Origin of the sequence: Streptomyces sp. NPDC002884 (assembly GCF_040295245.1) — a bacterium.
GTDB lineage: Bacteria > Actinomycetota > Actinomycetes > Streptomycetales > Streptomycetaceae > Streptomyces.
This window is the reverse complement of record NZ_JBEOVB010000004.1, coordinates 439,688-466,245: the sequence shown is the minus strand read 5'-3', so window position 1 is coordinate 466,245 and position 26,558 is coordinate 439,688. Positions and strand designations below refer to the sequence as shown.

The following is a 26,558-nucleotide window of genomic DNA, read 5'->3' as shown; positions in this document are numbered from 1 at the left end:
CCCTCCGGCAGATCCGCTGCCGGGCCGGACCTGGACTCCGCCGCCCGGCTGCCTCCCCAGGAACACCCCTGCCCCGTCGGGGACGAGGCTCTTGCGCACCTTGTGTCGGGAGTCAGGCGGGCCGCGGCCTGTTGAGTGCGCGGATGGCGACGTCGTACGCCAGGCCGGCGATCGCGAGGGCGACGGCGGGCCAGACCACACCCGGCTGGACGTGTCCCGTGGCGATGGCCGTGGTGAGCCCACCGCTGCTGCCGACGGCCGTGATGGTGGGAATGGCGGGGAGCCGCGGCGCCGGTACCTCGAGGCGCCATACGCGGCGTCGCGCCCCTTCCACGGCGGGCTCGTCCGGGACGAGATCACGTACGGGACCGGAGTCAGCGGCCTTACGGTCCGAAGTGCTCTTGTTCATGCGGCGCTGGGAAGTCATTCACAGCTCCCTCGCTGAGTGCTGGGTTGCTCGGACGGCATGGGGCCCTGCGGAGGAGACGGGTACGCGGCGCGCCCGGGAATCTGACGCGAAAGACCGACTGCGCCCGCTCGCACGCATGAGCGGCTGTCCCTCTCAGTGAACGCGGCACCGAACTTCCCGCCAATCTCGATACTCGATGTCGATGAAATGGCGATGAATCAGCAAGCGACCGCTCGGGATGTCACACACGGCAATCATCGAGATCTTCACGTCATTCATCGCCGATATGCCCCGATGAACAGCGGCTGTCGATCGTTTCCGCTCACCGATCAACTGACAACAGATCAATTGGATTGTTGAGTCCGCCACCCTGAAGAATGACCAGCCTGCTGAAGGAGCGGTGCGAGGGGGGCTCATGGGGCGAAGCATCAATGTCCTGCCCGACGACGGGCGGCCGTTGACGGGCTTCGCGCTGGCACTGCGCACGCTGCGCGAGAGCGCGGGCTCCCCGAGCCTGACCAGGTTGGCCAAGAGGACGGGCTACGCTCAGCCGCGCCTTTCGGAGCTGTTCAACGCGCGACGCGTGCCGCACGACGACCTCGTCCATGACGTTGTTCAAGCCCTCGGCGGAGACACCCAAGCGTGGCTGGCACGGCTCAAGACGCTGCGCGAGGCGGAGGTGGAGTTCCAAGCCGCCGCGGCACGGCAAGGCGATACGCCCGAAGCGAGATCGGCGCGCCTGGAGTACGAGAACCAGCGACTGCTGGCACTGACCCTGCATCCCGATTCCGTTATCGCGCAGGCGAAAGCCGCCTCCGAAACGGCAACGGCCCGGATGGAGAGAGCGGCGGCACTCGAGGCACAGGCACGCTCAGTGCTGTCGGAGGCCATGGACCAGGTACAGCAGGCCCACGAGCGTCTGCCCGACGTGGAACGGCAGGCCGAGTCGATCCTTGCGGAGGCACGTGCCAAGGCGGACCAGTATGTGTTGCTGGCCCGCGTGGAACACGACCAGATCGTCCAGGAGGCCAACGACAGAGCGGACGCGGTACGCCGCAAAGCCCAGCAGGAGGCGAGCGTGCTCAAGCAACGCGCCATCGAGGACGCCAAGGCCCACCGGGAGAAGGCGGCCGCACAGACGGACAGGATGCTCGAAGAAGTCGACCTGTTACGCAGCGGGGCCGAGCAGGCCGTTCAGTTCTCCACCACCCAGCGGTCGAACATGGAGAGGCGGGCGAAGATCGAGATCGAGCGACTCGTGCGCGCGGTCCAGAAGCGACTGAACGCAGTGGGCGCCCCGGAAGAGGCTCAACTCCTCGAATTCCTGCTGCTCGACTTCAACATCAACGAGAGCCACTCGGAGGTGAAAGGGCGGCACGCGCGTCGGCGACCCGAGACCGGTCCGACCGCTTCCTCCACCGCGGAGAACGGCGCCGCCGTCCCGGGACAGAATTCGGGGCCCGGTGACGCGGACGACGAACAGCCCTGGAAACCCTGGGGATTTCCGCAGCAGAAAGGGTGACCCGCACGCCGAGCGGTATCGGTGGCGTCCCCCCGCGGTCGAGCTCCTCGTCGCCGGCGCGCCTACCACCCGCGGTGAGCGGGTGGGGCGCTCACCGGGACCACCGGACAACGCGCGCCCGGCGTCCGGGTCCGGGTCCGGGTCCGGGTCCGGGTCCGGGTCCGGGTCCGGGTCCGGGTCCGGGTCCGGGTCCGGGTCACTCGACGGTGAAGTCGGCCGCTTCGGTGTCCAGGGTGGTGGTGCCGTCCTGGGCGGTGGCCAGGACGGCGATGTGCCAGAGGCCGCGCGGGGAAGACTCGGCGTCGGAACCGGTGACACGGGCGGTGTAGGTGCAGCGCACGGTGTCCTCCCCGGAGGGCTTGCAGACGGCCGGCTCGGCCGCGGCCATGTCCTTGGTGGTCAGCTCGTTCTTGGCGAAGGACGAGCTCTGCGGCCACGCCAGCACCTTCACGCTCTTGACGCCGGAGGACACCGTGACGTCGGTGGCGAAGGTCAGCGAGCCGTCGCGGTCGCCGTCGGGAGCGGTGTAGCGGGCGGTGCTGTCCGCCAGCGCCGGACGCTGCTCCCCGGCGTGGGCGAGCGCGAAGGCACCGGCACCCGCACCACCGAGGACGACGACACCGGCGGCGACGGACAGGGCGATACGACGGGACATGGGATTCTCCGCAACTGACTCGACTGATCGGGCCGGCGCGCCTCGGCTGCGCCGCTGCACCGATACTCGCCGCGCGGGGCCCGCCGGACATGAGCGCGGCTACTCAACTCGGCCTGGGTACAACCGCGGTGGGCCGAACCGTGCGTGGCTCTCCGCGCGGCGCGGGGAGGCGAGGCCGCCGACGGCACACAGCCCCCGCTCTCCCTCCTCCCCGGGCCCGCGGCCAGGGGCTTCCGTGCTCCGGGGTCTCTCGTGCGCCCGGGGTGTACACCCTGTGAGCAGCGGTGCCGGTATGACTTGAGTACCCATAGGGTGCATCCGTGACTGCCACGTTGAGTTCCACAAAAGCCCGCGCCGCGCTCCGCACTTCGGCGCGTGCCTCCGCGGAGCTGCTGCTCATATTCCTGATGCTCGCGGTGGCTTTGTGGCTCCTGGGCCGGATGTGGTCGGTCGTCTGGCCGCTCGTGGTCGGCCTGCTGCTGACCACACTGACCTGGCCACCGACCCGTTTCCTGCGTCGTCACGGATGGAAACCCGCCCTCGCCGCATCGGTCGTGACGGTGCTGTTCCTCCTGATCGCCCTGGGCGTCGTGGCACTGATCGCGGTACCGGTGGCATCCCAGTCCGGCGAGCTGACCGACGGCGTGGTCGAAGGCGTCCAGAAGTTGCGCGAGTGGGCCGCCGGGCCGCCGTTGAACATCGGTGACGCGCAGATCAACAAGGCTTTCGACACGGCGGTCTCCCGCGCGCAGGACGGCCTCGGCAGCATGGTCGGCACTGTCGTCACGGGCGTGAGCACGGTGGTGAGCGGCCTGGTCACTGCCGTCCTGGCCCTCTTCCTGATGTTCTTCTTCCTCAAGGACGGCCCGCGCTTCCTGCCGTGGCTGGCCCGTCAGCTGCCCGGTCGGCTCGCCACCGACGTCCCGGTCGTGGCGGAGCGTGGCTGGGACACCCTGGGAGCGTTCGTACGTTCCCAGGCGCTGGTCGGCCTGCTCGACGCCGTACTGATCGGCCTGGGCCTGTGGGTGCTGGGGGTCCCGCTCGTGCTCCCGCTGGCAGTGCTGACCTTCGTCACCGCGTTCGTGCCGATCATCGGCGCCCTGTTCGCCGGCCTCGTCGCGGTTCTCATCGCGCTGGTCTCCAACGGCCTGACGGACGCCCTGATCGTGCTGGCCATCATCGTCGTGGTGCAGCAGCTCGAGGGCAACGTGTTCCAGCCCATGATCCAGAGTCGTGGGCTCGGCCTCCACGCGGCGGTGGTCCTGCTGGCGGTGACGTTGGGCGGCAGTCTGGCCGGCATCGTGGGCAGTCTGCTCGCGGTACCGATCGCCGCGCTGATCGCGGTGGTCTGGAACTACGTGCGCGAGCAGCTCCGAGAGCCGTCATATGCGGGGACCGACGAGACGGACGCCGGCGCCGCCGTCCCGTCCTGAGGCGCCCTGTCCGCGAAAGCTCCGTATCCGTATCCGTATCCATAGCCGTATCCATAGCCGCGCCCGGGATCGGGAGCGGATGATCGACGGATCGACGGATCGGCGCACCGGCGCCAGCACCAGCACCAGCACCGGGCGACCGAGAAAGCCCCGGTCGCGGCCCCTCCTGCCGTGTGCGAGCCTGGGATCGTGATCAGGGAACGGAGCTGGTCCCCATGATTCCCGTCGCAGGATCTCCCGTGCGGATCGAGGCGTTTCTCGATCCTCGGTTGTCCAGATGGATGTGGCTGGTGAAGTGGTTCCTCGCCATCCCGCACTACATCGTGCTGTTCTTCCTGTGGATCGCGTTCTTCTTCGTGACCGTCTTCGCGTTCTTCGCGATCCTTTTCACGGGCCGGTACCCCCGGTCGCTCTTCGACTTCAACGTCGGCGTGATGCGCTGGAACTGGCGTGTCGCCTACTACGCCCACGCCGTGCTCGGCACCGACCGGTACCCCCCGTTCACCCTCGCCGAGGTGGCCGACTACCCGGCGCATTTCGACGTGGTCTACCCCGAGCGTCTGTCGCGCGGCCTGGTGCTGGTGAAGTGGTGGCTGCTGGCCATCCCGCAGTACATCGTCGTGGGGATGTTCGTCGGTGACTGGGGCTGGGGCTGGGGAGGGGCGGACCATTGGCACGGCGGAGGGCTCGTCTACTTCCTCTCCTTCGTCGCCGTGATCATCCTGGCGTTCACCGGCCGTTACCCGGTGCACCTCTTCGACTTCCTGCTCGGTCTGGCCCGTTGGGTCGCGCGGGTGGCCGCCTATACGACGCTGATGACCGATGTGTACCCGCCGTTCCGTCTGGACATGGGAGCGCAGGCCTCCCCGCCGGCGGGGACCAGGGCCCCGGCGGACGGTTCCGGACCGTAGCGCCTTGCCGGGTGGCCGGACCGGGTCGGGTCGGGTCGGGCCGGGTCGGCGCTGGATTCGGCCGAGCGACGCCTGGACTCCGCTGAGCTACGCCGGAATTCGGTTGCCGACGCCGGAATTCGGTTGCCTCCGGTGGTCCGGTGGGGGCTCAATGGCGGGCATGGCTGACATTCAGGGCTCGTACGACGATCTGTTCTCCGCCGTGCCCACGGCGCTGGCCGGGCTGCTGGACAGCGGGGACGTCGGCGGCTCGGTGGCCGTCTTCGTGGACGGCGAGCCGGTGGTGGACGTCTGGGGCGGGTTCGCCGACGCGGCGCGCGGGGTCCCCTGGCAGCGGGACACGATCGTCAACGTCTGGTCCGTCACGAAGACGATGACGGCGCTGTGCGCGCTGGTTCTGGCCGACCGGGGCGAGCTCGATCCGGACGCGCCGGTCGCCCGGTACTGGCCGGAGTTCGCCGCCGCGGGCAAGGAGTCGGTGCTGGTACGGCACCTGCTCTCGCACACCGCGGGCCTGCCCGACTGGGACGGCCCGGTGACGGAGCTCTACGACTGGTCGGCCGCGACGGCACGGCTGGCGGCGCAGGCTCCGCAGTGGGAGCCGGGCAGCGCGGCCGGATACCACTCGCTCACCCAGGGATTCCTCGTGGGCGAGGTCGTGCGCCGGATCACCGGCCGGAGCCCGGGTGAGTTCTTCGCCGACGAGATCGCCGGACCGCTGGGCGCGGACTTCCGGATGGGGCTGCCGGCCGAACACGATCACCGGGTGGCGCTCACGGTCCCACCGCCGTCCCGGGACGAGGACTACACCGCGGGCGCGGCCCACAGCGACGCGGACCGGCCCGTGACGGACCCGGCCCCCGAGGCCCCGACCTCCTCGGCCGCGGCCGCCACGTCCCCCGCGTCCCCCTCGACTCCGGTCACCCCGACCCCGATCCGGCTCCGTGACGGCAACAGCACGGCCTGGCGCCGGGCGCAGATCCCGGCAGCGAGCGGCTTCGGCAACGCCCGCTCGGTCGCCCTCGTCCAGTCGGCGATGGCCTGCGGGGGTTCGGTGCGTGGAGTGCGGCTGCTGTCGCGGGCGGGCTGTGACCGGGCCTGGGAGGAGCAGTTCAGCGGCGAGGACCTCAGGCTGGGGATGCCGATCAGCTGGGGTCTGGGCTACGGACGGTTCGGCGGCACCTACGGGTGGGGCGGTTGGGGCGGCTCGACGGTCATGATCGAGCCGGATGCCCGCCTGGTGGTGGCCTACGTGACCAATCAGATGCGCGAACCGGCGAAGGACACGCGGGGACTGGACATCGTGATGGCGGCCTACGACGGTCACAAGGGGCTCCAGGCCGGTGGCTGAGGCGCGAACCGGCCGAACCGGCCGAAGCGCCGAAGCGATGGGGCGCCGTTCGTGAGTTACTGGCCCGAGTCGTCCATCAACCCAGGGGGGAAGTGCGCGTGAGCAGCGGTACGAAGAGCGGTGGGGGCCGGGTGTTCCTGATCGGCGGCGGGTGGGAGGAGACGGTCGCCGACGTCGTCCACGGGCCGTTCCTGCGCGCCGCCCGCGCCGCGTCGGGGGCGGCGGGGGTGCCGGGATCCGGCTCCGGGTCGGCGCCCCGCATCCTCTGTGTGATCGTCGACGAGGGCGACGGAGCCGAGCAGTTCGCCCGGTACGACGTCGCGTTGCGCAAGGCCGGGGACTGTACGCCCGTGCCGTCGCTGGTGCCCGTCGGGGAGCGGTTCGACATCGGCGCGGTCACCGAGGACGTGGCCGGGGTGTTCGTCTGCGGTGGGCTGACGCCCGCGTACCAGGAGGCGCTGGCCGAGGCCTCCGGACCGCTGGCCTCGTTGCTCGTCGAGCGCGGACTTCCCTACGCCGGGTTCTCCGCGGGAGCCGCGCTCGCGGCACGGGACGCGGTGGTCGGGGGCTGGCTCGTGGACGGGGTCGCCGTGTGTCCCCCGGACACCGCCGAGGATCTCGAGGAGATCGAGGTCCGGGCCGGACTGGGGCTCGTGCCGTTCGGAGTGGAGAACCATGCCGCGCAGTGGGGGACGTTGGGACGGTTGACCGCCGTCGTCGCGGGCGGACGACTCGCGCACGGGGTGGCCATCGACGAGAACACGCTGGTGGAGGTCGGCGGCGAGGGGAACGAAGGCCGCGCGCTCGTGGCCGGGCGCGGGCGGGCCCATTCCGTGCGTCCCGCCCCGGGCGGCGGGGCTCTCGTACGGTCCTACGGCGCCGGCGAGTCGTTCCCCGTGTCCACTCCCGCGTCCGTGCCCGCGTCGGTCTCCGTATCCGTGTCCTGAACGCCGAAATGCCACCGCGATCCGGGGCCAGCCAAGGCAGAGCTCGCCTTGGTAGCAGTGGTGATCGCAGCAGTGCTGTGCGTACGCCGAGGGGGAAGGACCGGCGGAACCCCTGAAGCACCCGCCACCCGGCACCCGCCACCCGGCACCTCTCAGGCGACAGGCGACAGGCGACAGGCGACAGGCGACGAGCAACGAGGAAGGGCCCCCGGCGAGCTGCGCCGGGGGCCCACTCACGGTCGGGAAGCCGCACGGACCGCCACGGGATCCGCGAGGTCCGTCACAGGGGTCGCGAGGTCCGTCGCGAGGTCCGTCACGAGGTCCGTCGCGAGGTCCGTCAGATCGTCGACGTGTCGATCACGAACCGGTAGCGGACGTCGCTGGCGAGCACCCGCTCGTACGCCTCGTTGATCTGGTCGGCGCTGATCACCTCGATCTCGGCGCCGAAGCCGTGCTCGGCGCAGAAGTCCAGCATCTCCTGGGTCTCCTGGATGCCGCCGATGCCGGAGCCGGCGAGGGTCTTGCGGCCGCCGATCACCGAGAACAGGTTGAGGGCGACGGGCTCCTCGGGCGCGCCCACGTTCACGAAGGCGCCGTCGGTCTTCAGCAGGGACAGGTAGGAGTCCAGGTTCAGCGGGGCCGAGACCGTCGAGAGGATGAGGTCGAAGGTGCCCCGCAGCTCCGTGAAGGTCGCCTCGTCGCTGGTGGCGTAGTAGTGGTCGGCGCCCAGCTTCAGGCCGTCGTCCTTCTTGCGCAGCGACTGGGACAGGACGGTCACCTCGGCGCCGAGGGCGTGCGCGATCTTGACGCCCATGTGGCCGAGGCCGCCCATGCCGAGTATCGCGACCTTCTTGCCGGGGCCGGCGTTCCAGTGCTTCAGCGGGGAGTACGTGGTGATGCCGGCGCAGAGCAGCGGCGCGGCGACGTCGAGCGCGAGGCCGTCGGGGATGCGGACGACGTAGTTCTCGTCGACGACGATCTTCTGCGCGTAGCCGCCGTAGGTGGGCTCGCCGTCCTTGCCGACGGCGTTGTACGTGCCGACGCTGCCGCCGGTGCAGTACTGCTCCAGGCCGGCCTTGCAGTTGTCGCACTCACGGCAGGAGTCGACGAGACAGCCGACGCCCACGCGGTCGCCGACGGCGAACGCGGTGACACCGGGGCCGACCTCGGAGACGATGCCCGCAATCTCGTGACCGGGCACCATCGGGAAGATCGCCTCGCCCCAGCCCTCCCGGGCCTGGTGGATGTCCGAGTGGCAGATTCCGGCGAACTCGATGTCGATCAGTACGTCGAACTCGCGCACCGGGCGGCGTTCGATCGTCGTGCGCTCCAGCGGAGCCTTGGCGGAGGGTGCGGCGTACGCGGCAACGGTGGTCATGCCCTGGATCTCCTAGCGGGGGGTCGCGTTCCGGCCTGCCTTCCGGCCGGGTACGACGTTGAGCCTGCCCCATCGCACAACATTCACCCAGGTCACGCCTCTGCGTACGTCTGCTGTGCCTACCACTGGCGGGGTCAGGCTGGTGTGCGTACGACCGGGAATACTGGACGGCATGGACGAACACCCCGAACCTCCCGGCGCCCCCCTGGACCGGCGTGCCGAGCTCAGCGAGTTCCTGCGCACCCGGCGGGCCAGGCTGAAGCCGGAGGACGTGGGGCTGCCGGACTTCGGGCGGCACCGCAGGGTGCCGGGCCTGCGGCGCGAGGAGCTGGCGCAGCTGGCCGGGGTCTCGGTGGCGTACTACACGCGCCTGGAGCAGGGCAACGGGCGGAACGTGTCGGCGGAGGTGCTGGGCTCCATCGCCAGGGCGCTGCGGCTCTCCGACGCCGAGCACGCGCATCTCACCCACCTGGCGAAGCCCAAGCACAAGAAGAAGCAGAGCGCGCCGCCGCAGCAGGTGCGGGGCCCGCTGCGGCAGCTGCTGGACGCGATGGACTCGGTGCCGGCGTACCTCATCGGGCGGCGCACCGAGATCCTGGGCTGGAACCGGATGGCGGCGGCCGTCTTCGGTGACTGGGCGGAGCTGCCGGTGGCGGAGCGCAACTGGGCCCGGCTGGTCTTCCTGCGACCCGACTACCGGGACCTCTTCGTGGACTGGGAGCAGAAGGCGATCGACATCGTCTGCGCCCTGCGCATGGACGCGGGCTGCTATCCGGACGACCCGCGGCTCTCCGCGCTGGTGGGCCAGTTGTCGGTGAAGAGCGAGGACTTCCGGCGCCTGTGGGCGACCCACGACGTGAAGGAGAAGAGTCACGGCGTGAAGCTGCTGAGGCATCCGCTGGTCGGCGAACTCTCCCTGAACTTCGAGGGGTTCAGGCTGGCGGGCGACGGCGAACAGACGATGGTGACGTATCACGCGGATCCGGGGTCGGCCTCGGCGGAGGCGCTGCGGCTGCTGGCGAGCTGGGGCGCGGACGCGACGCGGGCGGGGGCCGGCTCCCAGACTCCGTCCGTTTGAGAACCGCCCCTTCCCCGGCCGCCTCTTCCCCGGCCGCCCCTCGCCCCTCGGGGGGCGGTCAGCCCTGGTACGGCGGAGCCGCGCCCCATCCCCACCGCGGCACCGGCTGCTCGGCCGGCGGCTTGGCGTCCGGGCCGGAGAAGTGGACGGCGAGCCGTGTGCCCCACTCCACGTAGGCGAGGAACGCCGAGCGGAACTCGGCGTCGGTGGGCAGACCCGCCTCGTCGGCGGCGTCCTGGATGAGCTCGACCCAGCGGCGGCGCTGGGGCTCGGTGATGTCCCGGCCGAAGTGCTTGGCCACCATGTGGCTGTGGCCGCCCTGGGTCGCCGAGTAACTTGCCGGCCCGCCGAAGACCTCCGCGAGCCAGAGGGCGACGTGCTCGGCGTGCTCGGGGGCGAGGCCGGCGAAGACCGGTGCGAGCAGGTCGTCCTGGAGCACCTTGGCGTAGAAGGCCTCGGTGAGCCGGGCGAAGGCCTCCGCCCCGCCCGCCCAGGTGTACAGCGTGGGCACGGCGGAGCCCGTCCCGCGCACCGAGGTGGCCTTGTAGTGCCGCATCTCGTCGATGTGCCCGACGTACGGGCGGATCTCCGCGAGGAAGACGGGGAACAGGTCCGAGGTGCGGAAGCCCTCGAGGTGGTCCTCGGTCGACGACCAGGTGATCCGCAGGATGAAGTGCCCGAAGTCCTCTTCGCAGCGGGCGAGTTCGTAGTCGACGCAGTGCGGGGAGGCCGCGAGCTCGCGGGCGGCTCGGGTGTACGCGGCCAGGAACTCCGCGGACCGCTCCTCGGGGATGCGGTACCGGATGTACTCGACCGTGGTGCGGGGCGTGGCTGTCTCGGGTGCCGTCATGGGGCCACGCAAGCACGAACGACCCGCCGGAGGCTCGTCTTCCGGCGGGCGTTCGCTCAGCGCTCAGCGATTCGGCGCGCTGCGCCCCGCGTCAGGCCGACGCCGCGTTCTCCTTCACCGTGATCTTGCCCTTGCGGATCGTGGCGACGCGCGGGGCCTTCTTCGCGATCGAGGAGTCGTGGGTGACCATGATGAAGGTCAGCCCGTGCTCCTTCCACATGGTGTGCAGCACGTCCATGATCTCGTCGCGCATGCTCTCGTCGAGGTTGCCGGTGGGCTCGTCGGCGAGCAGTACCTTCGGCTGCTTCACCAGCGCGCGGGCGATAGCGACGCGCTGCTGCTGGCCACCGGACATCTCGGACGGCAGGTGCCCGAGGCGCTCGCCCAGGCCCACGGACCGCAGCGCCTCGGCGGCCCGCTCGCGCCGCTCCTTGACCTTCACGCCGAGCGGGACGAGCGCGGTCTCGACGTTCTCCTGCGCGTTGAGCGTCGGGATGAGGTTGAAGGACTGGAACACGAAGCCGATGTTCTCGCTGCGCACCTTCGTCAGCCTGGCCTCGGAGAGCTTGGCCAGGTCGACGCCGTCGAGGACGATCTCGCCCTCGGACGGCCGGTCGAGCGCGCCGATCATCTGGAGCAGCGTGGACTTGCCGCCGCCGGTGGGGCCCTGGATGACGAGCCGGTCGCCGTCCGGGATGGTCAGGTCGACCCCGGCGAGGGCGTGGACCGTCTCCTTGCCCCGGGTGTAGCGCTTGGTGACGCCTCTGAGTTCGTACATGGGGACAACAACTCCTGGTGTGCGTATGGGGGTGGGGGCGGTTCGGCTACTCGACGCGGCGCAGTGCGTCGGCCGGACGCAGCCGCGAGGCGCGCCAGCCGCCGAACGCCCCGGCGATCAGACCGCCGGCCACGGCGAGACCCACCGCGACGGCCACCGTCGTGACGCTCACCGGCGCCGTCAGCGCCACGTCGAGGGTCTTGGCCGCCGCCTGGCGGCCGCCACCGCCGAAGCCGCCACCGCCACCGCCGGGACCGCCCTGGCCCCCGCCGCCACCGCCGCCGCCCAACTGGGCCTGGAGCGTGGGGCTGATCGCGGTCACGACGTACGCGCCGGCCAGGCCCAGCCCGATGCCGAGGGCGCCGCCCAGCAGACCGTTGACCATGGCCTCGCCGACGACCTGCCGGGTGACCCGGCCGGACTTCCAGCCCAGCGCCTTCAGCGTGCCGAACTCACGGACGCGGCGGGAGACCGCCGAGGAGGTGAGCAGACCGGCGACCAGGAAGGCGGCGATCAGCACCGCGATGGACAGCCACTTGCCGACGTTGGTGGCGAGCGAGGAGGCCGTGGAGAGGGAGCCGGAGACGGTGTCCGCGAGGTCGGCGGAGGTCGTCACCGTGGTGCCCGAGACGTTCTTCTGGATCGTCGACTTGACGCTGTCGATCTTCTGGGAGTCGGTCGCCTTGACGTAGATCGTGGTGACCTTGTCCTTCGAGTCGCTGAGGGTCTGAGCCTGGGTCAGCGGAAGGTAGACGTTGGCGGCGGCGTCACCGCTGTCGGCCGTGGCGATGCCGATCACCGAGAACTTGACCTTGCTGATGGTCAGCGTGGAACCGACCTTGAGCGACTTCTCCTTGGCGTACGCCGAGTCGAGGACGGCGACCTTGCCGTTGTTCTCCGTGGTCTTGAAGGTGCGGCCGCTGGTGATCGTCGAGGAGGTCAGCGGGCCGAGCGCGGGCTCGGTGACGTCGGTGCCGTAGACGGAGTAGCTGTTGACGTCGAAGTTGGCGCCGCCGCCCTGCACTTCACCCTGCGGCTGGCCGTTGCCGCCGCCGTTGCCACCGGCGCCGCCGCCCTGCTGGCCGCCTCCGCCGCCCGCGTTGTCGTTCTGCTGGAACTGGCCGCGGGTGAACTGGCCGTCGACCTTGAGGACCTGGAGGCTCAGTCCGCCGACCGCGTCGGAGACGCCGCCCTGCTTGCCGACCTTGGTGACGGTCGCGGTCGACAGGGTCTGGAAGCCCTGCACCATGACGCGGTCGGTGCTCTGCTCCGCGTCGGAGTCGTTGTCCTGTGCGTCGAACTGGAAGCGCGGCCGGTCCGAGGCGCTCGCGGTGGGCGAGGCGGCCTTGGTGACCGTCATGTCCGTACCCAGTCCGTACAGGGACTGGAGGACCTTGTCCTGGGCCTTCCCCATGCCGGAGGACACGGAGGTGACCACGATGACCAGCGCGATACCCAGCGCGAGCCCGGAGGCGACGACGAGGGCCGCTTTTCTACGGCGGCGCAGTTCGCGCCTCAGGTAGGTGAAGAACATGGCCGCACGGTAGGTACCGCGCGTGATGAAGGGATAAGGCCGAAATAAGAGAACGATGAGAAGGCTGTGATCAACCCCGGAAACACCGGTGCCGCCCCTGGGGGCGGCACCGGAGAGCTGTGTGAGAACTGTCGAACTGTCCGTCAGGAACCGCCTCAGACGGCAGAACCCGCCTTCCACTGCGCCCAGTCCATGTTCCAGCCGTTGAGACCGTTGTCCGGGGAGACGGTCTTGTCGCCGGTGTTCTTGACCACCACGACGTCGCCGACGATGGAGTTGGTGTAGAACCAGTAGCCCGCCGTGCCCGAGTCGTTGGCGCCCTTGGTGTCGGACAGACCCACGCAGCCGTGGCTGGTGTTCACCGAGCCGAAGATGGACTTCGCGCCCCAGTAGTTGCCGTGCACGAAGGTGCCGGAGTTGGTGAGGCGGATGGCGTGCGGCACGTCCTTGATGTCGTACTCGCCCTTGCCGTCGTCATCGGTGAAGCCCACGGTCGCGCCGTTCATGCGCGTCTCCTTGAACTTCTCCGACATCACCATCTGGCCCTCGTACGTCTTGTTGTCGGGCGAGCCGGCCGAGATCGGGATCGTCTTGATGACCGCGCCGTTGTGCGTGATCTTCATCTGCTTGGTCTTCGCGTCGACGTAGGAGACCTGGTTGCGGCCGACCTTGAAGGTGACCGTCTTCTGCTGGACACCGAAGACACCGTTGGCGCCCTCCACCCCGTCGAGCGCGAGCTTCAGCGTGACGGTGGAGTTCTCCTTCCAGTAGTCCTCGGGACGGCAGTCCATCCGCTGGGTGGAGAACCAGTGGCAGACGACCTCCTGACCGCTGGTGGAGGTGACCGTGACGCCCTTCTGGACGGCGGCCTTGTTGGTGATCTCCTTGTTGAAGTTGATCGACACGGGCATGCCGACGCCGACGGTCGAGCCGTCCTCCGGCGTGAAGTTGCCTATGAAGCTGTCGTCCGGGGAGACCGTGGTGAAGGAGGCGTTCTCGTGGGCCACGAGGCCGCCCGAGTCCTTCGCCTCTGCCGCCACCTTGTAGGTGGTGGAGCGCTCGAGCTGCGCGTTCGGCTTCCAGCTGGTCTTGTCGGCGGAGAGGGCGCCCTCGACGGCCGTGCCGTCGGAGGTGGTCATCGTCACCGTGGTGAGCGTGCCCTTGCTCACCGTGACGGCCGCCGAGTTGTTGATGGAGGCGTTGTCCGAGCCGTCCGCGGGCGTGATCTTGATCTGGGCCTCGGAGGACTTCTTGGCCGCCGCCTCGTCGGCCTTGGCCTGCGAGGAGCTGCCTCCGCCGTCGGAGGCGTCACTGTCGCCGCCGGAACACGCAGAGAGCACCAGAACACCGCCGAGCAGTGCGGACGCGGTCATCAGACCTCGGCGCCGCCTACTGTCCGTCATCACACGCTTCTCCATCGTTGCCGATTACCAGAACCCAGAGAGTCCCCGTCAAGAACATCAACGCTACGACCGGTTCCCCCCGTTCCACATTCCCGAAGGTGTGGGGCACGCCACGTTCATGGCGCGGATGGTGCGGGTGTCGGTTCGTGCGTCTGCTGAGACGACGAAACCCCGGTCGGCGGTTGCCGTCCGGGGTTCACGAGTTTCCCGGAACGCTCAGCCGATGCCGCCCTTTTCGCCGTCCGCCTCGTCATCCTCGTCGACATCATCCTCGTCGAGGTCCCACTCCGGCGAATCCGGGTCGTAGTCGATCCGTTCGCTGGACCAGGAGGCCTGCTGGAGCTCCACCCCGGGCACCTCACCGACCAGGTCGAACGGGTCGACGAGATAGGCGAGGGCCTCCGCGGTGTCTTCCGTCACAGCGCCCTCGGCGTGCGCGCGCTCGGCGTCGGGGAGCTCCACGTCGTCGGCGATCCGCCGCAGCGCCGCCGTCGTCACGGCATCCTCGTCGTGCACCTCGAGAAGAATATCTACTCTAATCCGAACAAAACGTGATGTCTCTTCAGTACTCATGGCCGGAGCGTACGGCTCACAGCTCCCGCAACTTTCCCGCGACCCGCGACTTTCATTAGCATCGGACCACACGGCCAATTCGCCAGCGCCACAAGGGGATAGATATTCCGTGTCTTCCGCTCTACGTCCGTTGCTGACCGCCACCGCCGCGGGGACCCTGCTGGGCGCCCTGTGGTTCGTCCCGTCCGCGAACGCGTCCCAGGACACTCCGGCCAGAACGGGCACGACGACGCAGATCACGACCCAGGCACGGGCCGCGTCGACGACCACGACCGACACCCCCGCCGGCACCGGCGCCGACGGCACGACCGGGACCACGGCCGACATCACGGCCGACGACGGCACCCGGCTCGCCAACACCGGCAGCTTCGACACCACCCCGTACGTCGTCGGCGGAACCACGCTCCTCGCGCTGGGCGCGGGTTTCGTGGTTTATTCCGTTCGCCGGGAACGCCTGGGTTTTTGAATTAACTTGACTGTTCTTTGACAGGCTCTTCATAGTTCGCTCATGAAGAGATCATCGGGGGCACGGCTGTGCGCCGCCGCCGCAGTAGGCGCACTGTCGCTCTCCTTCCTCACCGCATGCTCGGACGAGGGGTCGAAGGACTCCGCGGACTCCAAGGCGTCCGCCTCCTCGTCCGCCGGCTCCTCCTCGTCGGCTCCGGCCGCGAAGGCGCTCACCACCGCCGAGTTGGAGAAGCTGCTGCTCGCGCAGGGCGAACTCAAGGGCTACAAGTCCGATTCGGGCGACGACACCCTGCCGGCCTCCAAGTCCCAGGTGAAGACCGACAAGCCGGCCTGCGCCCCGCTCGCCTGGGCCACGGCCGCTCTCGCCCCGGGCGACACGGACGCGAACGCCAGCAACACGGTCTCGGAGGACAAGGCGTCGGGCGCCACCGTGAAGCCGGAGGACTTCGCGGACGCCTTCGACATCGACATGACGTTCGTGGGCCTCTCCTCGTACGAGGGCGACGGCGCCGAGAAGGCCGTGAAGGCCGTCTCCGACGGCGTCACGGCCTGTGCCGGCGGGTACGGCCTGACGGCCGAGGGCGAGACCACCAAGGTCACCAAGGTCGTCGCCGAGAAGAGCGCCGCGAAGGGTGACGAGGCGGTCGCCTTCGCCGCGGACGTCGACATGGACGGCGCGGGATCGGCCACCTTCCACACGACGGTGGTGCGCAAGGGCAACACCGTCGCCACGTTCTACACGGTGAACTTCGCCGCGATGTCGAAGGGCGGCGACATGGGCGCCGTCCCGGCCGCCGTGGTCGACGCGCAGGTCGCCAAGCTCAAGTGACCGAAGCGGCCACAGCAGTCGAGCCACTGACGTAACCCGCCGCCCCGTGCGGCGCACCGGGGCCCTGCCGTCACATCCGTGCGGCGGGGCCCCACCGCTCTACCGCAGCGGTCCGGTGACCGTCTCCACCGCGGCGACGAGCAGTCCGCCGCGCACGAAGGCGTCCGCCGCCGCGAGGTCGGGCGCGAGGAACCGGTCCGGGCCGGGCCCCTGCACGCCCGCCTCACGGACCGCCTCGATGACCGCACGCGTCGCCGGCGCCGGGGTGAGCCCCTCGCGCAGTTCCACACCGCGCGTGGCGGCGTACAGCTCGACGGCGATCACCCGCGTGAGGTTGTCGACGGCGGTGCGCAGCTTGCGGGCCGCGGACCAGCCCATCGAGACATGGTCCTCCTGCATCGCGGAGGACGGGATCGAGTCGGCGGACGCCGGCACGGCCAGCCGCTTCAACTCGCCGACCAGCGCGGCCTGCGTGTACTGGGCGATCATCAGCCCGGAGTCGACACCGGCGTCGTCCGCGAGGAACGGCGGGAGGCCGTGGCTGCGGTTCTTGTCCAGCAGCCGGTCGGTGCGCCGCTCGGCGATGGAGGCGAGGTCGGCGACGGCGATGGCGAGGAAGTCCAGGACGTAGGCGACCGGCGCGCCGTGGAAGTTGCCGTTGGACTCGACCCGGCCGTCGGGAAGAACGACCGGGTTGTCGACGGCCGAGGCGAGCTCCCGCTCCGCGACGAGCCGGGCGTGGGCCATGGTGTCGCGGCCGGCGCCGGCGACCTGCGGGGCACAGCGCACCGAGTAGGCGTCCTGGACCCGGGGCGCGTCGTCCTGGTGGTGGCCGGTGAGTTCCGAACCCGCCAGCACGGCCAGCATGTTGGCGGCCGAGGCGCCCTGGCCCGGGTGCGGGCGGATGGCGTGCAGCTCGGGGGCGAGCACCTTGTCGGTGCCGAGCAGCGCCTCCAGGCTGAGCGCGGCCGTGACGTCGGCGGACTTGTAGAGCATGTCGAGGTCGGCGAGGGCCATGACCAGCATGCCGAGCATCCCGTCGGTGCCGTTGAGGAGCGCCAGGCCCTCCTTCTCGCGCAGCTCGACGGGGGCGATGCCGTGCTCGGCGAGCAGCTCGCCGGCGGGCCGCACGGCGCCGTCCGGGCCCTCCGCGTCGCCCTCCCCCATGAGGGTGAGGGCGCAGTGCGAGAGCGGGGCGAGGTCGCCGGAGCAGCCGAGGGAGCCGAACTCGTGCACGACCGGGGTGATACCGGCGTTGAGGATGTCGGCCATGGTCTGCGCGACCTCGGGCCGGACGCCGGTGTGTCCGGAGCAGACGGTCTTGAGCCGCAGGAACATCAGCGCCCGGACGACCTCGCGCTCGACCCGCGGGCCCATGCCGGCGGCGTGCGAGCGGACGATGTTGCGCTGGAGCTGGGCGCGCAGTTCCGGGCTGATGTGCCGGGTGGCGAGGGCGCCGAACCCGGTGGAGACGCCGTAGACGGGCTCGGGCTTGGCCGCCAGCGCGTCCACGATCTCGCGGGCCGCGGCGAGGGCCGCCACCGCCTCGCCGGAGAGCTCGATCCGGGCGCCGTCGCGCGCCACCGCGAGCACGTCGGACGCGGTCACGCCGGACGTCCCCACCACCACAGTGTGCATATCCATATTCAGGAGCGTACGCAGTGAAGACCAGGATGTCACCAGTGGGTACCGGGTTCACCCCTTACCGAATGGGTCACACCCTCAACGCCGTCCCCTGAACCGCCGCCGCTCGGCGGTCCGCTCGTGGGAGGGCTCGTCCGCGAGGCGTACGACGGGATCGTCGGGGCCCTCGCGCCCGGCCACCACCGGCCGCGCGGCCCGTACGGCCTTGGCCCGGTACTGGGCGGCGTCGGCCAGCCGGAACAGCCTGCGCGCGGAGGACACCGGCCCGATGGGGTCCTCGGTGGAGGCGACCCCGCAGGCCACTCCCTCGCCGAGCTCCAGCTCACCGGCCCGCCGGCAGAGCTCGCCGGCGACCTTGACGACATCGTCGGCGAGCGGCCCGACGGCCAGCAGACAGAACTCGTCGCCGCCGAGCCGGGCGGCCAGCGCGCCCGGCAGCATGGCCCCGCACAGCGACAGCACCGACCCGAACCGCTCCAGCAGCCGGTCCCCGACGGCGTGCCCGAGGGTGTCGTTCACCCGCTTCAGCCCGTTGAGGTCACACACGACGAGGCTGACGACGACCCCCTCCGCACGATGCCGCTCGACCGCCTCCTCCAGCCGTACGTCGACGGCGCGGCGGTTGGCCAGACCGGTGAGGGCGTCGGTGAAGGCGAGCCGGCGGGCCTCCTCCAGCCGCTCGGTCTGGGCGAGCCCGGCGGCGACGACGGCGGCGAGGACGGTGGCGAAGTCGGCGTCGGCCCGGTCGAAGACGGGGGTGCCCACGGGGCGTGCGACGTACAGCTCGCCCCACGCGCGGCCGTGCAGCACGATCGGCGCGACCACGCAGGAGCCGCGTCCCCGGCGGCGCAGGGCGGCGACCCTCTGGTGGCAGTAGCCGGGGCGCCCGGCGGCGGGCCCCCGGGCCGTCTCCACCCAGGCGTCGGGTTCGCCGCCGGCCACCCAGCGCTCGTGCAGGAACTCCGTGATCTCGGGGAACTGGTGCACCGGATAGGCCTCGTCGTCCGGGAACTCGTCCTCGTCGGCGGCCCGGTCCCCCACGTTCACCAGGACGCGCAGCCGCCCGAGGTCCCGCTCCCACACCGAGAGCGCGGCGAAGCCGCCGGACAGCGCCCGGCAGGCCCCGAGGGCCGCCGCACGCCACGACTCGCGGGGGGTGTGCGCGGCCGCCATCCCCTGCGCGAGCGCCACCACGGCCACCAGGCGTCTGTCGTCACCCATCTCCCCAGGCTAGGGACAATCAGCCCGAAAGGGGACACCGAAGGGGCACGGAGAGTGAGGAGCGCACCTCCGGCCGCGTGTCGCCGCCCGCCGCCGCCTCACTCGCCCGGCCACTGCGGCTTCCGCTTCTCGTTGAAGGCCGCCACCCCTTCCGCCCGGTCCCCGGAGAAGGCCACCGACCGCCACGCCCCGTCCTCGATCTCGAGCCCGGCCCGCAGTTCCAGCCCCTGCCCCAGGCGCAGTGCCCGCTTCGCCGCCCGCAGCCCCACCGGCGAGTTGGCGCCGATCCGCCCGGCCAGCGCCAGCGCCTCCTCCCGGTCCCGCCCCTCCTCCACCAGGACGTCCACCAGACCCAGCTCCCGCGCCTCGGCCGCCGCCACCCGGCGCGCCGTGAACACCAGCTCGGCCGCCCGGGCCGCCCCCACCCGGCGCGGCAGCAGCTGGGTCCCGCCGCCGCCGGGGATCACCCCCACCGACACCTCGGGCAGCCCGACCACGGCCGTGCCGTCGGCCACGATCACGTCGCACGCCAGCGCCAGTTCGTAGCCGCCGCCCAGCGCGAAGCCGTGCACCGCCGCGACCGAGGGCACCGGCAGTTCCAGCACCCCGGTGTACGCGGCGCGGGTCAGCGGCCGCTGCCGCAGCAGTTCGGCGTCGCTGAAGGAGTTCCGCTCCTTCAGGTCGGCGCCGACGCAGAACGCCCGCTCGTGCGTCGAGGTCAGCACCACCACCCGCACGTCACGGTCCCCGCCCAGCGCCGCGCACGCCCCGGCGATCGACCGGGCCATGTCGGTGGAGACGGCGTTCATGGCCTTCGGCCGGTCGAGGACCAGCTCGGCGACGTGCCCGCCGTCCCCGTGCCGCCGGACCAGGACGAACTCCCCGAACCGCTCCTCGCTCATGACACCGCTCCCGACACCGCTCACGACATCCTCCGGTTAACGCGGGTTAACAACGCTCGTCCGATCATCGCAGCCGGGACCGGGACGCGGAAGAGCGGATCGGCCTCGCGCATCACCCCGTACCGCAGCCCTGCCGACCCGTTCGAGTGACATGCCGCCCAACTCGGCCCGCATCGCCCACGGCAGCGCATAACGTGCGTCCGCCCCGGCGCATCGGGGGCGCTACCGCATCGGGGAGGGAACGCGATGACGAGCACGCCGGTGAGCACATGGACCGGGCAGTACGAGACGGCTCCGCAGGACGGGGCGGCGTCCGGGGAGACCGGCGGGCTGTGGGCCCCGCGCCCCCGGGGCCGGCACCGCCGTCCCCGCCCCCGCAAGGTGCTGTTCGCCGCCGGCGGCCTCGCGCTGGCCGCCGGGGTGCTGAGCCTCGTCCGGCTGACCCCCGACCCGGGCGGCGCCGGCGGTCTCGGCACCGCGGAGGCCGAACCCCGGCCCGAACCCGTCGCGGGCACCACGGAGACCGACGCCGGCGCCGACACGGGCGCCGGCACCGACGCGGGCCGCCCGGCCGGACCGTCCGCCACCGTCGCGCCCCACCCGACCGCGCCCAGCGCGATGGGCGGAGCGAGCGCCGCACCCGCCCCGACACCCGAGGCCGGCCTCGTCCCGGGCGTCCCCGGCGCACCGACGTCCGTCGCGCTCACCCCGGGCGCCACCTACACCCCGGCCGCGCCCGCGCCCCGCGCCCCGGCGCCCGAGGCGACCGCCGCTCCCCGGCCCTCGTCGCCCCCGAGGACACCGGCGCCCGCCCCGACCACGGCCGCACCCGCGCCCGCGCCCCGGCCGGAGCAGCCCGACGATCCCCGTCAGCCGGGCGTCTGCGTTCCCGTCATCGGCCTGTGCGTGGACCCGCTGGGTGCCGCCGTACCGAGGCTCTAGCCGTCGACGTCGTTGCGTCGCGTCAGCAGCCAGGGCTCGACCACGCCGAGACCGCGCACCGGCCGCTGCCACATCGGCTGGAGCGCGAAGCGGTACTTCGGCGGCTCCTCGCCCTCCTTCTCGGCGGCGGCCGCCTCCTCCGCCGCCTCGGCCTCGGAGGCCGGGGCGTCGCCGGTGCGGATCAGCTCCTCGGCGAAGGCGCTGTCGACGAGGACGGCGTCCCGGGGGGCTATCGACGTCAGCCGTGAGGCCAGGTTGACCGTCGTGCCGAAGACATCGCCCATCCGGGTGGTGACCGTGCCGAACGCCATGCCGACCCGCAGTTCGGGCATCGTCTCGTCGTTGCTCATCGTCTCGACGAGCAGCAGCGCGATGTCGGCGGCGATGCCCGCGTCGTCGGCCGCGTACAGCACCTCGTCGCCGAGTGTCTTGATCAGCCGTCCGCCGCGGGCGGCGACCAGGTCGGCGGCGGTCGTCTCGAAGGCCTCGACGAGTTCGCCGAGTTCCTCCTCCTCCATCCGCCGGGTCAGCCGGGTGAAGCCGACGAGGTCCGCGAAGGCGACGGCGAGCCGCCGGTCGACCATCTCCTCGTCGTCGGCGGCCTGGACGACCCGGCCCGCCGAGGCGGCGAGCTGCCGGCGCCAGACGTAGACGAGGAACTCCTCCAGCTCGGGCAGCAGCAGCTCGACGATGGGATACGTGACCTCGGTGCGGGTCATCCCCGGCTCGGGCGGCTCGGTCAGCCCCTCCAGGAAGGAGTCGATCTGCCATTCCGCCAGACGGGCGGTGGTCTGTCCGGTGGACCGCGCCACCTGCACGGCCATCGCCTCGCTCAGCAGCCCCGCCTCCACGAGACCGGCCAGGCGCCGCAGCGCGAGGACGTCGGCCTCGGTGAGCGCCCTGGCCTGCCCGATGTCGGCGAAGCCCATGGCCCGCCAGAAACGCGACGCCAGCTCCATGGAGACACCGGCGCTGCGGGCCGCCTGGAACGGGGTGTAGCGCCGCTCTGCGCCGAGAATGAGCTGCTCGAGGCGCAGGGCGAGAGGATGCGGGTCCTCTCCGGGTTCGCCCGGCTCACCGGGTTCGGCGGCCGGCAGGTTTCCCCGGCCGTCCGCACCCGCGCCGGAGCCCGTGTCGTCGACGGTCACGCCTGCTGCCCTTCCGATCTTCCGCGGTCAGGTATCGACCGGCCTCAACTCTACGGCAGGTGTGCGCCAGCTCACTCCGTCCGGTTCGGCGGGGACGCGCCGGCCTGCGTGCGGGTCACGCCGGCCTCAGATGCACGATGTCTCCCGCGCCCACCGGCTCCTGCACCCCTTCCTTCGTCGCGATCACGAGCCGTCCGTCCCCGTCGACCGCGACCGCCTCGCCGACGATCGACCGGTCCCCCGGCAGCTCGGCCCGTACCGTTCGTCCCAGCGTGGCGCACCCGGCCGCGTACGTCTCCTGGAGACCGCTCGCCACCGGGTCGCCGCCGGCCGCCCGCCAGCGCGCGTACCACTCCTCCAGCGAGCGCAGGACGCCCCGCAGCAGCGGGTCCCGGTCCGTGTTCAGCGCGCCGGCCAGGGCCAGCGACCCCGCCAGCGGCACCGGGAGCTCGTCCGCGCGCAGGGTGACGTTGAGGCCGACACCGACGACCACCGCCTCCTGGCCGGCCCGCTCCGCGAGGATGCCGCCCGCCTTGCGTTCGTCTCCCCCGACGGTCACCAGGAGGTCGTTGGGCCACTTGAGTGCCGTGTCCACGCCCGCCGCCCGGGACAGGCCCGTCGCCACGGCGACCCCGGTGAGCAGCGGCAGCCAGCCCCAGCGGGCCACCGGCACCTCGCTCGGGGTGAGCAGCACGGAGAAGAACAGCCCGGAACGCGGAGGCGCGGTCCACCGGCGGTCCAGTCGGCCGCGCCCCGAGGTCTGTTCCTCGGCGACGAGGACCGCACCCTCGGCCGCCTTGCCGGTGTTCGCCGCGTCGACCAGGTCGGAGTTGGTGGAACCGGTGCTCTGCACCACCTCCACCTGCGACCACAGCCCGCCCTCCCGTACCAGCGCCCGGCGCAGCGCCGGGGCGTTGAGGGGCGGACGGTCCAGATCGGACCACCGGCTGCCGCCCTCGTCTGCTGCATCTCGCGGTGTCATGCAAGCCACCCTAGGTGTGTTGAATGCCGCACTGCCGATCCCCAGGGCCAGCACTACTCTACGGATGAGTAACCGTCCCCCCTTTTGAGCAGGCAGGGAGCCGCATCCCGATGTCCGAGCCGGAAGAGCGCCACGAGATCCCAAGGATCGACATCCACACGACCGCGGGCAAGCTCGCGGATCTCCAGCGCCGCATCCAGGAAGCGACGCACGCCGGTTCGGAGCGTGCCGTCGAGAAGCAGCACGCGAAGGGCAAGCTGACGGCCCGTGAGCGGATCGAACTGCTCCTCGACGAGGGTTCCTTCGTCGAGTTGGACGAGTTCGCCCGGCACCGGTCCACCAACTTCGGCCTGGAGAACAACCGCCCGTACGGAGACGGCGTCGTCACCGGCTACGGCACGGTCGACGGCCGCCCGGTCGCCGTCTTCTCCCAGGACTTCACGGTCTTCGGCGGCGCCCTCGGCGAGGTCTACGGCCAGAAGATCGTCAAGGTCATGGACTTCGCGCTGAAGACCGGCTGCCCGGTCATCGGCATCAACGACTCCGGCGGCGCCCGTATCCAGGAGGGCGTCGCGTCCCTGGGCGCGTACGGCGAGATCTTCCGCCGCAACACGCACGCGTCCGGTGTGATCCCGCAGATCAGCCTGGTCGTCGGCCCGTGCGCGGGCGGCGCGGTGTACTCGCCCGCGATCACCGACTTCACGGTGATGGTGGACCAGACCTCGCACATGTTCATCACCGGTCCCGACGTCATCAAGACGGTCACCGGCGAGGACGTCGGCTTCGAGGAGCTGGGCGGCGCACGCACCCACAACGCGGTGTCGGGCGTGGCGCACCACATGGCCGGCGACGAGAAGGACGCCATCGAGTACGTCAAGCAGCTGCTGTCGTACCTGCCGTCCAACAACCTCTCCGAGGCCCCGGTGTTCGCGGAGGAGGCGGACCTGTCCGTCACCGACGAGGACCTGGAGCTGGACTCCATCGTCCCGGACAGCGCCAACCAGCCGTACGACATGCACACGGTGATCGAACACGTGCTGGACGACGCCGAGTTCTTCGAGACGCAGGCACTGTTCGCGCCGAACATCCTCACCGGCTACGGCCGGGTCGAGGGCCACCCGGTCGGCATCGTCGCCAACCAGCCCATGCAGTTCGCGGGCTGTCTGGACATCACGGCCTCGGAGAAGGCGGCCCGTTTCGTCCGCACCTGCGACGCCTTCAACATCCCGGTCATCACGTTCGTGGACGTGCCCGGCTTCCTGCCCGGCGTCGGCCAGGAGCACGACGGCATCATCCGCCGCGGCGCCAAGCTGATCTACGCGTACGCGGAGGCCACGGTCCCGCTCATCACGGTGATCACCCGCAAGGCCTTCGGCGGCGCCTACGACGTCATGGGCTCCAAGCACCTGGGCGCGGACATCAACCTGGCCTGGCCGACCGCCCAGATCGCCGTGATGGGCGCCCAGGGCGCGGTCAACATCCTGCACCGCCGCACGATCGCCGAGGCGCAGGCGAACGGCGAGGATCTGGAAGCGGTGCGCGCCCGGCTGATCCGGGAGTACGAGGACACCCTCCTCAACCCGTACATCGCGGCCGAGCGCGGCTACGTCGACTCGGTGATCATGCCGTCCGACACCCGCGGGCACATCGTGCGCGGCCTGCGTCAGCTGCGCACCAAGCGGGAAACCCTCCCTCCGAAGAAGCACGGCAACATCCCCCTCTAAGGAGCCGCTGTGACGATCAAGGTCGTACGGGGCAACCCGACCCCCGAGGAGCTCGCCGCCGCCCTGGCGGTGGTCCGGGCCCGCGCCGCGGCGGCAGCGGCCGCACCGTCCGGCGCGGAGACCCCGAGGGACGCGTGGTCCGACCCCGCCCGCATCGCGGCACACCGCGTACCGCACCCCGGCCAGGCGTCCTGGACCCGCACGTACTGGCCGAGCTGAGGCGGCTCACCAGGGGCGCGGGGCCGGTACCGACCCGCGGCTCCGCCGCGCGGGCGCGACGAGCCCCACCGGGCCCGCAGCCGACGAGCACCCGAACACCGGGTGAACGGCTGCGGGCCCGCAAATCTGAGTACGCCTACTCAGGCACGGGCCCCCTGCCCGGCGTCACGCTGGTGGCATGCTGTGGTCCGACCCCGAGAACGAGCCCCCCGAGGAACTCCGCGAGATGCAGGAAACCTTGCGGAGACTCGGCCTCTTCCTCGCGGTGGCCATGGTGATAGCGATGATCGTGCTGGGGCTCAGGTGAAGCGTCACGCCGCTAGGCTGAGCCCATGCGCCGACTCGTCCTCGCCTCCCAGTCCCCCGCCCGGCTGAACCTGCTGCGCCAGGCCGGTCTCGCCCCCGAGGTGATCGTGAGCGGGGTCGACGAGGACGCCGTCACCGCCCCCACCCCGGCCGACCTGGCCCTCGCGCTCGCCGAGGCGAAGGCCTCCGTCGTGGCCGCGAAGCCCGAGGTCAAGGGCGCCCTGGTGATCGGCTGCGACTCGGTGCTCGACCTGGACGGCGAGGCGCTGGGCAAGCCCGCGGACGCCGCGGAGGCCACCGCGCGCTGGAAGGCGATGCGCGGCCGGGCCGGGACGCTCCAGACCGGCCACTGCGTCTACGACACCGTCAGCGGGCGCTACACGTCCGCGACCGCCTCCACCGTCGTCCGCTTCGGCGAGCCGAGCGACGAGGAGATCGCGGCGTACGTCGCCTCGGGCGAACCCCTCTACGTCGCCGGGGCGTTCACCCTCGACGGCCGCTCGGCCCCGTTCATCGAGGGCATCGACGGCGACCACGGCAACGTCATCGGCATCAGCCTGCCCCTCGTGCGCCGGCTGCTGGCGCAACTGGGCGTCGGGATCACGGAGTTGTGGGCGCCGCCGGCGGCGTGACCGGCGCCGGCACGACCGGGGGGCCGCCGTCGCCCTTGCTGTCCTGCGGCTGCCGGGCCGCGGGCCGCTCCTGGGCGTCGTACGTCATCAGGAGCAGCACGATCAGGGCGAGCACGACCACCATGAACAGGAACTGCGTCCAGCCCAGCAGCCCCCACGCGAAGGCGCCCAGCAGGCCGTGCACGACCGCGACGCTGATCAGCAGCACCCGGCCGAATCCGGCGGGCGCGCGGTCGCGCAGCGCCACCAGCAGGGCCACCACGGCGCACAGGCCGAAGTAGAGGCCGAAGAGGATCCCGCCGACCTTCGAGGACGTCGCCATGACGTCCGGGTCCATTCCGGCCAGGGACATGTCCTGCCGGTCCACCACGACGCCCATGAACCAGTTCAGCGCGGCGACGCCGAGCGCCTCCGCGAAGAGCACGACCGCCACGATCCACGCCACCGGTCTGCGCACCACCGGTCCCACCCACTTTCGACCCCGACCCGAGCAAGGGTGCTGTTACCTCAAGTACGTTCGGAACACCCTGAACGCTACTAACGGGTAAACCGCGGGACAAGGGTTCTGCGCGCGGCAAAGAATCGTTGGGCCATTCGTAGGGACTCCACAAAGAAACGGAGTGTGCCGCAGCACGTGCTCACAGAGACCTTGGCCACACCGGAGGGCTAGGGTTTGCCGGAGGAGTGCTGCGTACGGCGGTACTACAAGGGATTTCGCG

Annotated in this window: 27 protein-coding genes; 13 read left to right on the top strand and 14 right to left on the bottom strand. The window is 71.1% G+C overall.

Annotation, left to right across the window (positions count from 1 at the left end; all coding sequences use genetic code 11):
- Positions 1 to 112: 112 nt before the first annotated feature.
- On the bottom strand, positions 113 to 427 hold the full coding sequence (locus tag ABT070_RS12205) for a hypothetical protein (RefSeq protein WP_351758329.1): 315 nt from the start codon (positions 425 to 427) through the stop codon (positions 113 to 115).
- A 397-nt stretch (positions 428 to 824) separates the two neighbouring features.
- On the opposite strand from ABT070_RS12205, the gene ABT070_RS12200 reads away from it, so the two are divergent.
- Positions 825 to 1,931 (top strand): helix-turn-helix domain-containing protein, encoded by a 1,107-nt coding sequence (locus tag ABT070_RS12200; protein ID WP_351758326.1) that lies wholly within the window; start codon positions 825 to 827, stop codon positions 1,929 to 1,931.
- 196 nt (positions 1,932 to 2,127) lie between these two features.
- Here the strand turns inward: ABT070_RS12200 and ABT070_RS12195 are convergent, their stop codons facing one another.
- Entirely contained in the window at positions 2,128 to 2,586 is a 459-nt protein-coding gene (locus ABT070_RS12195) for a DUF5707 domain-containing protein (RefSeq protein WP_351758323.1), read from the bottom strand.
- A gap of 332 nt (positions 2,587 to 2,918) precedes the next feature.
- Here ABT070_RS12195 and ABT070_RS12190 point away from each other — a divergent pair, with 332 nt between their 5' ends.
- The 4 genes from ABT070_RS12190 (at position 2,919) to ABT070_RS12175 (ending at position 7,228) form a co-directional block, all read left to right on the top strand.
- The gene (locus ABT070_RS12190) at positions 2,919 to 4,019 is read left to right on the top strand and encodes an AI-2E family transporter (protein WP_451101012.1); all 1,101 of its coding nucleotides are present in this window, start codon (positions 2,919 to 2,921) and stop codon (positions 4,017 to 4,019) included.
- 215 nt (positions 4,020 to 4,234) lie between these two features.
- Positions 4,235 to 4,930, top strand: coding sequence for a DUF4389 domain-containing protein (locus tag ABT070_RS12185; RefSeq protein WP_351758318.1), 696 nt, complete (start codon positions 4,235 to 4,237; stop codon positions 4,928 to 4,930).
- Between the two features lie 160 nt (positions 4,931 to 5,090).
- Positions 5,091 to 6,281 (top strand): serine hydrolase domain-containing protein, encoded by a 1,191-nt coding sequence (locus ABT070_RS12180; protein WP_351758316.1) that lies wholly within the window; start codon positions 5,091 to 5,093, stop codon positions 6,279 to 6,281.
- Between the two features lie 98 nt (positions 6,282 to 6,379).
- Positions 6,380 to 7,228, top strand: a complete 849-nt coding sequence (locus ABT070_RS12175) for a type 1 glutamine amidotransferase family protein (RefSeq protein WP_351758313.1) — start codon at positions 6,380 to 6,382, stop codon at positions 7,226 to 7,228.
- A gap of 337 nt (positions 7,229 to 7,565) precedes the next feature.
- Here the strand turns inward: ABT070_RS12175 and ABT070_RS12170 are convergent, their stop codons facing one another.
- Complete coding sequence (locus tag ABT070_RS12170) at positions 7,566 to 8,606, bottom strand: NAD(P)-dependent alcohol dehydrogenase (protein ID WP_351758311.1); 1,041 nt, start codon at positions 8,604 to 8,606, stop codon at positions 7,566 to 7,568.
- A gap of 172 nt (positions 8,607 to 8,778) precedes the next feature.
- Between ABT070_RS12170 and ABT070_RS12165 the strand changes: the two genes are divergently transcribed.
- On the top strand, positions 8,779 to 9,684 hold the full coding sequence (locus tag ABT070_RS12165; RefSeq protein WP_351758309.1) for a helix-turn-helix domain-containing protein: 906 nt from the start codon (positions 8,779 to 8,781) through the stop codon (positions 9,682 to 9,684).
- 58 nt (positions 9,685 to 9,742) lie between these two features.
- Here ABT070_RS12165 and ABT070_RS12160 read toward each other — a convergent pair whose 3' ends face one another.
- From ABT070_RS12160 to ABT070_RS12140, 5 genes are all read right to left on the bottom strand, one after another.
- Entirely contained in the window at positions 9,743 to 10,534 is a 792-nt protein-coding gene (locus ABT070_RS12160) for a group II truncated hemoglobin (protein ID WP_351758307.1), read from the bottom strand.
- 91 nt (positions 10,535 to 10,625) lie between these two features.
- Positions 10,626 to 11,312: an ABC transporter ATP-binding protein gene (locus ABT070_RS12155; RefSeq protein ID WP_351758305.1), complete on the bottom strand. Its 687-nt coding sequence runs from the start codon at positions 11,310 to 11,312 to the stop codon at positions 10,626 to 10,628.
- 46 nt (positions 11,313 to 11,358) lie between these two features.
- Entirely contained in the window at positions 11,359 to 12,846 is a 1,488-nt protein-coding gene (locus ABT070_RS12150; RefSeq protein WP_351758302.1) for an ABC transporter permease, read from the bottom strand.
- A 155-nt stretch (positions 12,847 to 13,001) separates the two neighbouring features.
- Positions 13,002 to 14,264: a L,D-transpeptidase gene (locus ABT070_RS12145; protein ID WP_351758300.1), complete on the bottom strand. Its 1,263-nt coding sequence runs from the start codon at positions 14,262 to 14,264 to the stop codon at positions 13,002 to 13,004.
- 201 nt (positions 14,265 to 14,465) lie between these two features.
- On the bottom strand, positions 14,466 to 14,822 hold the full coding sequence (locus tag ABT070_RS12140; protein WP_351758298.1) for a hypothetical protein: 357 nt from the start codon (positions 14,820 to 14,822) through the stop codon (positions 14,466 to 14,468).
- A gap of 109 nt (positions 14,823 to 14,931) precedes the next feature.
- On the opposite strand from ABT070_RS12140, the gene ABT070_RS12135 reads away from it, so the two are divergent.
- Together ABT070_RS12135 and ABT070_RS12130 are read left to right on the top strand one after the other, a co-directional pair.
- The gene (locus tag ABT070_RS12135) at positions 14,932 to 15,288 is read left to right on the top strand and encodes an LPXTG cell wall anchor domain-containing protein (protein WP_351758295.1); all 357 of its coding nucleotides are present in this window, start codon (positions 14,932 to 14,934) and stop codon (positions 15,286 to 15,288) included.
- 42 nt (positions 15,289 to 15,330) lie between these two features.
- On the top strand, positions 15,331 to 16,119 hold the full coding sequence (locus tag ABT070_RS12130; RefSeq protein ID WP_351758293.1) for a hypothetical protein: 789 nt from the start codon (positions 15,331 to 15,333) through the stop codon (positions 16,117 to 16,119).
- A 99-nt stretch (positions 16,120 to 16,218) separates the two neighbouring features.
- Here the strand turns inward: ABT070_RS12130 and hutH are convergent, their stop codons facing one another.
- The 3 genes from hutH to ABT070_RS12115 form a co-directional block, all read right to left on the bottom strand.
- Positions 16,219 to 17,757, bottom strand: a complete 1,539-nt coding sequence (hutH, locus tag ABT070_RS12125) for a histidine ammonia-lyase (protein WP_351758563.1) — start codon at positions 17,755 to 17,757, stop codon at positions 16,219 to 16,221.
- Positions 17,758 to 17,841: 84 nt separating this feature from the next.
- Positions 17,842 to 18,984, bottom strand: a complete 1,143-nt coding sequence (locus ABT070_RS12120) for a GGDEF domain-containing protein (RefSeq protein WP_351758291.1) — start codon at positions 18,982 to 18,984, stop codon at positions 17,842 to 17,844.
- 98 nt (positions 18,985 to 19,082) lie between these two features.
- Positions 19,083 to 19,886, bottom strand: a complete 804-nt coding sequence (locus ABT070_RS12115) for an enoyl-CoA hydratase/isomerase family protein (protein WP_351758289.1) — start codon at positions 19,884 to 19,886, stop codon at positions 19,083 to 19,085.
- Between the two features lie 246 nt (positions 19,887 to 20,132).
- Here ABT070_RS12115 and ABT070_RS12110 point away from each other — a divergent pair, with 246 nt between their 5' ends.
- Entirely contained in the window at positions 20,133 to 20,828 is a 696-nt protein-coding gene (locus ABT070_RS12110; RefSeq protein WP_351758288.1) for a hypothetical protein, read from the top strand.
- On the opposite strand, the gene ABT070_RS12105 is transcribed toward ABT070_RS12110, so the two are convergent.
- Complete coding sequence (locus ABT070_RS12105; RefSeq protein ID WP_351758286.1) at positions 20,825 to 21,976, bottom strand: adenylate/guanylate cyclase domain-containing protein; 1,152 nt, start codon at positions 21,974 to 21,976, stop codon at positions 20,825 to 20,827. The two genes, ABT070_RS12110 and ABT070_RS12105, sit on opposite strands and share 4 nt — an antisense overlap.
- Before the next feature lie 115 nt (positions 21,977 to 22,091).
- Positions 22,092 to 22,958 (bottom strand): biotin--[acetyl-CoA-carboxylase] ligase, encoded by an 867-nt coding sequence (locus ABT070_RS12100; RefSeq protein ID WP_351758283.1) that lies wholly within the window; start codon positions 22,956 to 22,958, stop codon positions 22,092 to 22,094.
- 110 nt (positions 22,959 to 23,068) lie between these two features.
- On the opposite strand from ABT070_RS12100, the gene ABT070_RS12095 reads away from it, so the two are divergent.
- The 4 genes from ABT070_RS12095 to ABT070_RS12080 all read left to right on the top strand — a co-directional run bounded on the left by ABT070_RS12095 (position 23,069) and on the right by ABT070_RS12080 (position 25,839).
- Complete coding sequence (locus ABT070_RS12095; RefSeq protein WP_351758280.1) at positions 23,069 to 24,682, top strand: acyl-CoA carboxylase subunit beta; 1,614 nt, start codon at positions 23,069 to 23,071, stop codon at positions 24,680 to 24,682.
- 9 nt (positions 24,683 to 24,691) lie between these two features.
- A complete protein-coding gene (locus ABT070_RS12090) occupies positions 24,692 to 24,901 on the top strand; it encodes an acyl-CoA carboxylase epsilon subunit (RefSeq protein ID WP_351758277.1) in 210 nt (69 codons plus the stop codon).
- Between the two features lie 178 nt (positions 24,902 to 25,079).
- Positions 25,080 to 25,208 (top strand): morphogenic membrane protein MmpB, encoded by a 129-nt coding sequence (gene mmpB / locus ABT070_RS12085; protein WP_351758275.1) that lies wholly within the window; start codon positions 25,080 to 25,082, stop codon positions 25,206 to 25,208.
- Between the two features lie 25 nt (positions 25,209 to 25,233).
- A complete protein-coding gene (locus ABT070_RS12080) occupies positions 25,234 to 25,839 on the top strand; it encodes a Maf family protein (RefSeq protein ID WP_351758272.1) in 606 nt (201 codons plus the stop codon).
- Here ABT070_RS12080 and ABT070_RS12075 read toward each other — a convergent pair.
- Positions 25,808 to 26,299, bottom strand: a complete 492-nt coding sequence (locus ABT070_RS12075; RefSeq protein WP_351758269.1) for a hypothetical protein — start codon at positions 26,297 to 26,299, stop codon at positions 25,808 to 25,810. The two genes, ABT070_RS12080 and ABT070_RS12075, sit on opposite strands and share 32 nt — an antisense overlap.
- Between the last annotated feature and the right edge of the window lie 259 nt (positions 26,300 to 26,558).

Excerpts from the sequence above, each read along its gene's own strand:
- ABT070_RS12130 (WP_351758293.1), top strand. The coding sequence starts at position 15,331 with ATGAAGAGATCATCGGGGGCACGGCTGTGCGCCGCCGCCGCAGTAGGC.
- ABT070_RS12150 (WP_351758302.1), bottom strand. The coding sequence starts at position 12,846 with ATGTTCTTCACCTACCTGAGGCGCGAACTGCGCCGCCGTAGAAAAGCG.
- ABT070_RS12180 (WP_351758316.1), top strand. The coding sequence starts at position 5,091 with ATGGCTGACATTCAGGGCTCGTACGACGATCTGTTCTCCGCCGTGCCC.
- ABT070_RS12120 (WP_351758291.1), bottom strand. The coding sequence starts at position 18,984 with ATGGGTGACGACAGACGCCTGGTGGCCGTGGTGGCGCTCGCGCAGGGG.
- ABT070_RS12195 (WP_351758323.1), bottom strand. The coding sequence starts at position 2,586 with ATGTCCCGTCGTATCGCCCTGTCCGTCGCCGCCGGTGTCGTCGTCCTC.
- ABT070_RS12165 (WP_351758309.1), top strand. The coding sequence starts at position 8,779 with ATGGACGAACACCCCGAACCTCCCGGCGCCCCCCTGGACCGGCGTGCC.
- ABT070_RS12155 (WP_351758305.1), bottom strand. The coding sequence starts at position 11,312 with ATGTACGAACTCAGAGGCGTCACCAAGCGCTACACCCGGGGCAAGGAG.
- ABT070_RS12140 (WP_351758298.1), bottom strand. The coding sequence starts at position 14,822 with ATGAGTACTGAAGAGACATCACGTTTTGTTCGGATTAGAGTAGATATT.
- ABT070_RS12110 (WP_351758288.1), top strand. The coding sequence starts at position 20,133 with ATGACGAGCACGCCGGTGAGCACATGGACCGGGCAGTACGAGACGGCT.
- ABT070_RS12095 (WP_351758280.1), top strand. The coding sequence starts at position 23,069 with ATGTCCGAGCCGGAAGAGCGCCACGAGATCCCAAGGATCGACATCCAC.
- ABT070_RS12205 (WP_351758329.1), bottom strand. The coding sequence starts at position 427 with ATGACTTCCCAGCGCCGCATGAACAAGAGCACTTCGGACCGTAAGGCC.
- ABT070_RS12185 (WP_351758318.1), top strand. The coding sequence starts at position 4,235 with ATGATTCCCGTCGCAGGATCTCCCGTGCGGATCGAGGCGTTTCTCGAT.
- ABT070_RS12170 (WP_351758311.1), bottom strand. The coding sequence starts at position 8,606 with ATGACCACCGTTGCCGCGTACGCCGCACCCTCCGCCAAGGCTCCGCTG.
- hutH (WP_351758563.1), bottom strand. The coding sequence starts at position 17,757 with ATGCACACTGTGGTGGTGGGGACGTCCGGCGTGACCGCGTCCGACGTG.
- ABT070_RS12100 (WP_351758283.1), bottom strand. The coding sequence starts at position 22,958 with ATGACACCGCGAGATGCAGCAGACGAGGGCGGCAGCCGGTGGTCCGAT.
- ABT070_RS12080 (WP_351758272.1), top strand. The coding sequence starts at position 25,234 with ATGCGCCGACTCGTCCTCGCCTCCCAGTCCCCCGCCCGGCTGAACCTG.
- ABT070_RS12160 (WP_351758307.1), bottom strand. The coding sequence starts at position 10,534 with ATGACGGCACCCGAGACAGCCACGCCCCGCACCACGGTCGAGTACATC.
- ABT070_RS12145 (WP_351758300.1), bottom strand. The coding sequence starts at position 14,264 with ATGGAGAAGCGTGTGATGACGGACAGTAGGCGGCGCCGAGGTCTGATG.
- mmpB (WP_351758275.1), top strand. The coding sequence starts at position 25,080 with ATGCTGTGGTCCGACCCCGAGAACGAGCCCCCCGAGGAACTCCGCGAG.
- ABT070_RS12200 (WP_351758326.1), top strand. The coding sequence starts at position 825 with ATGGGGCGAAGCATCAATGTCCTGCCCGACGACGGGCGGCCGTTGACG.
- ABT070_RS12115 (WP_351758289.1), bottom strand. The coding sequence starts at position 19,886 with ATGAGCGAGGAGCGGTTCGGGGAGTTCGTCCTGGTCCGGCGGCACGGG.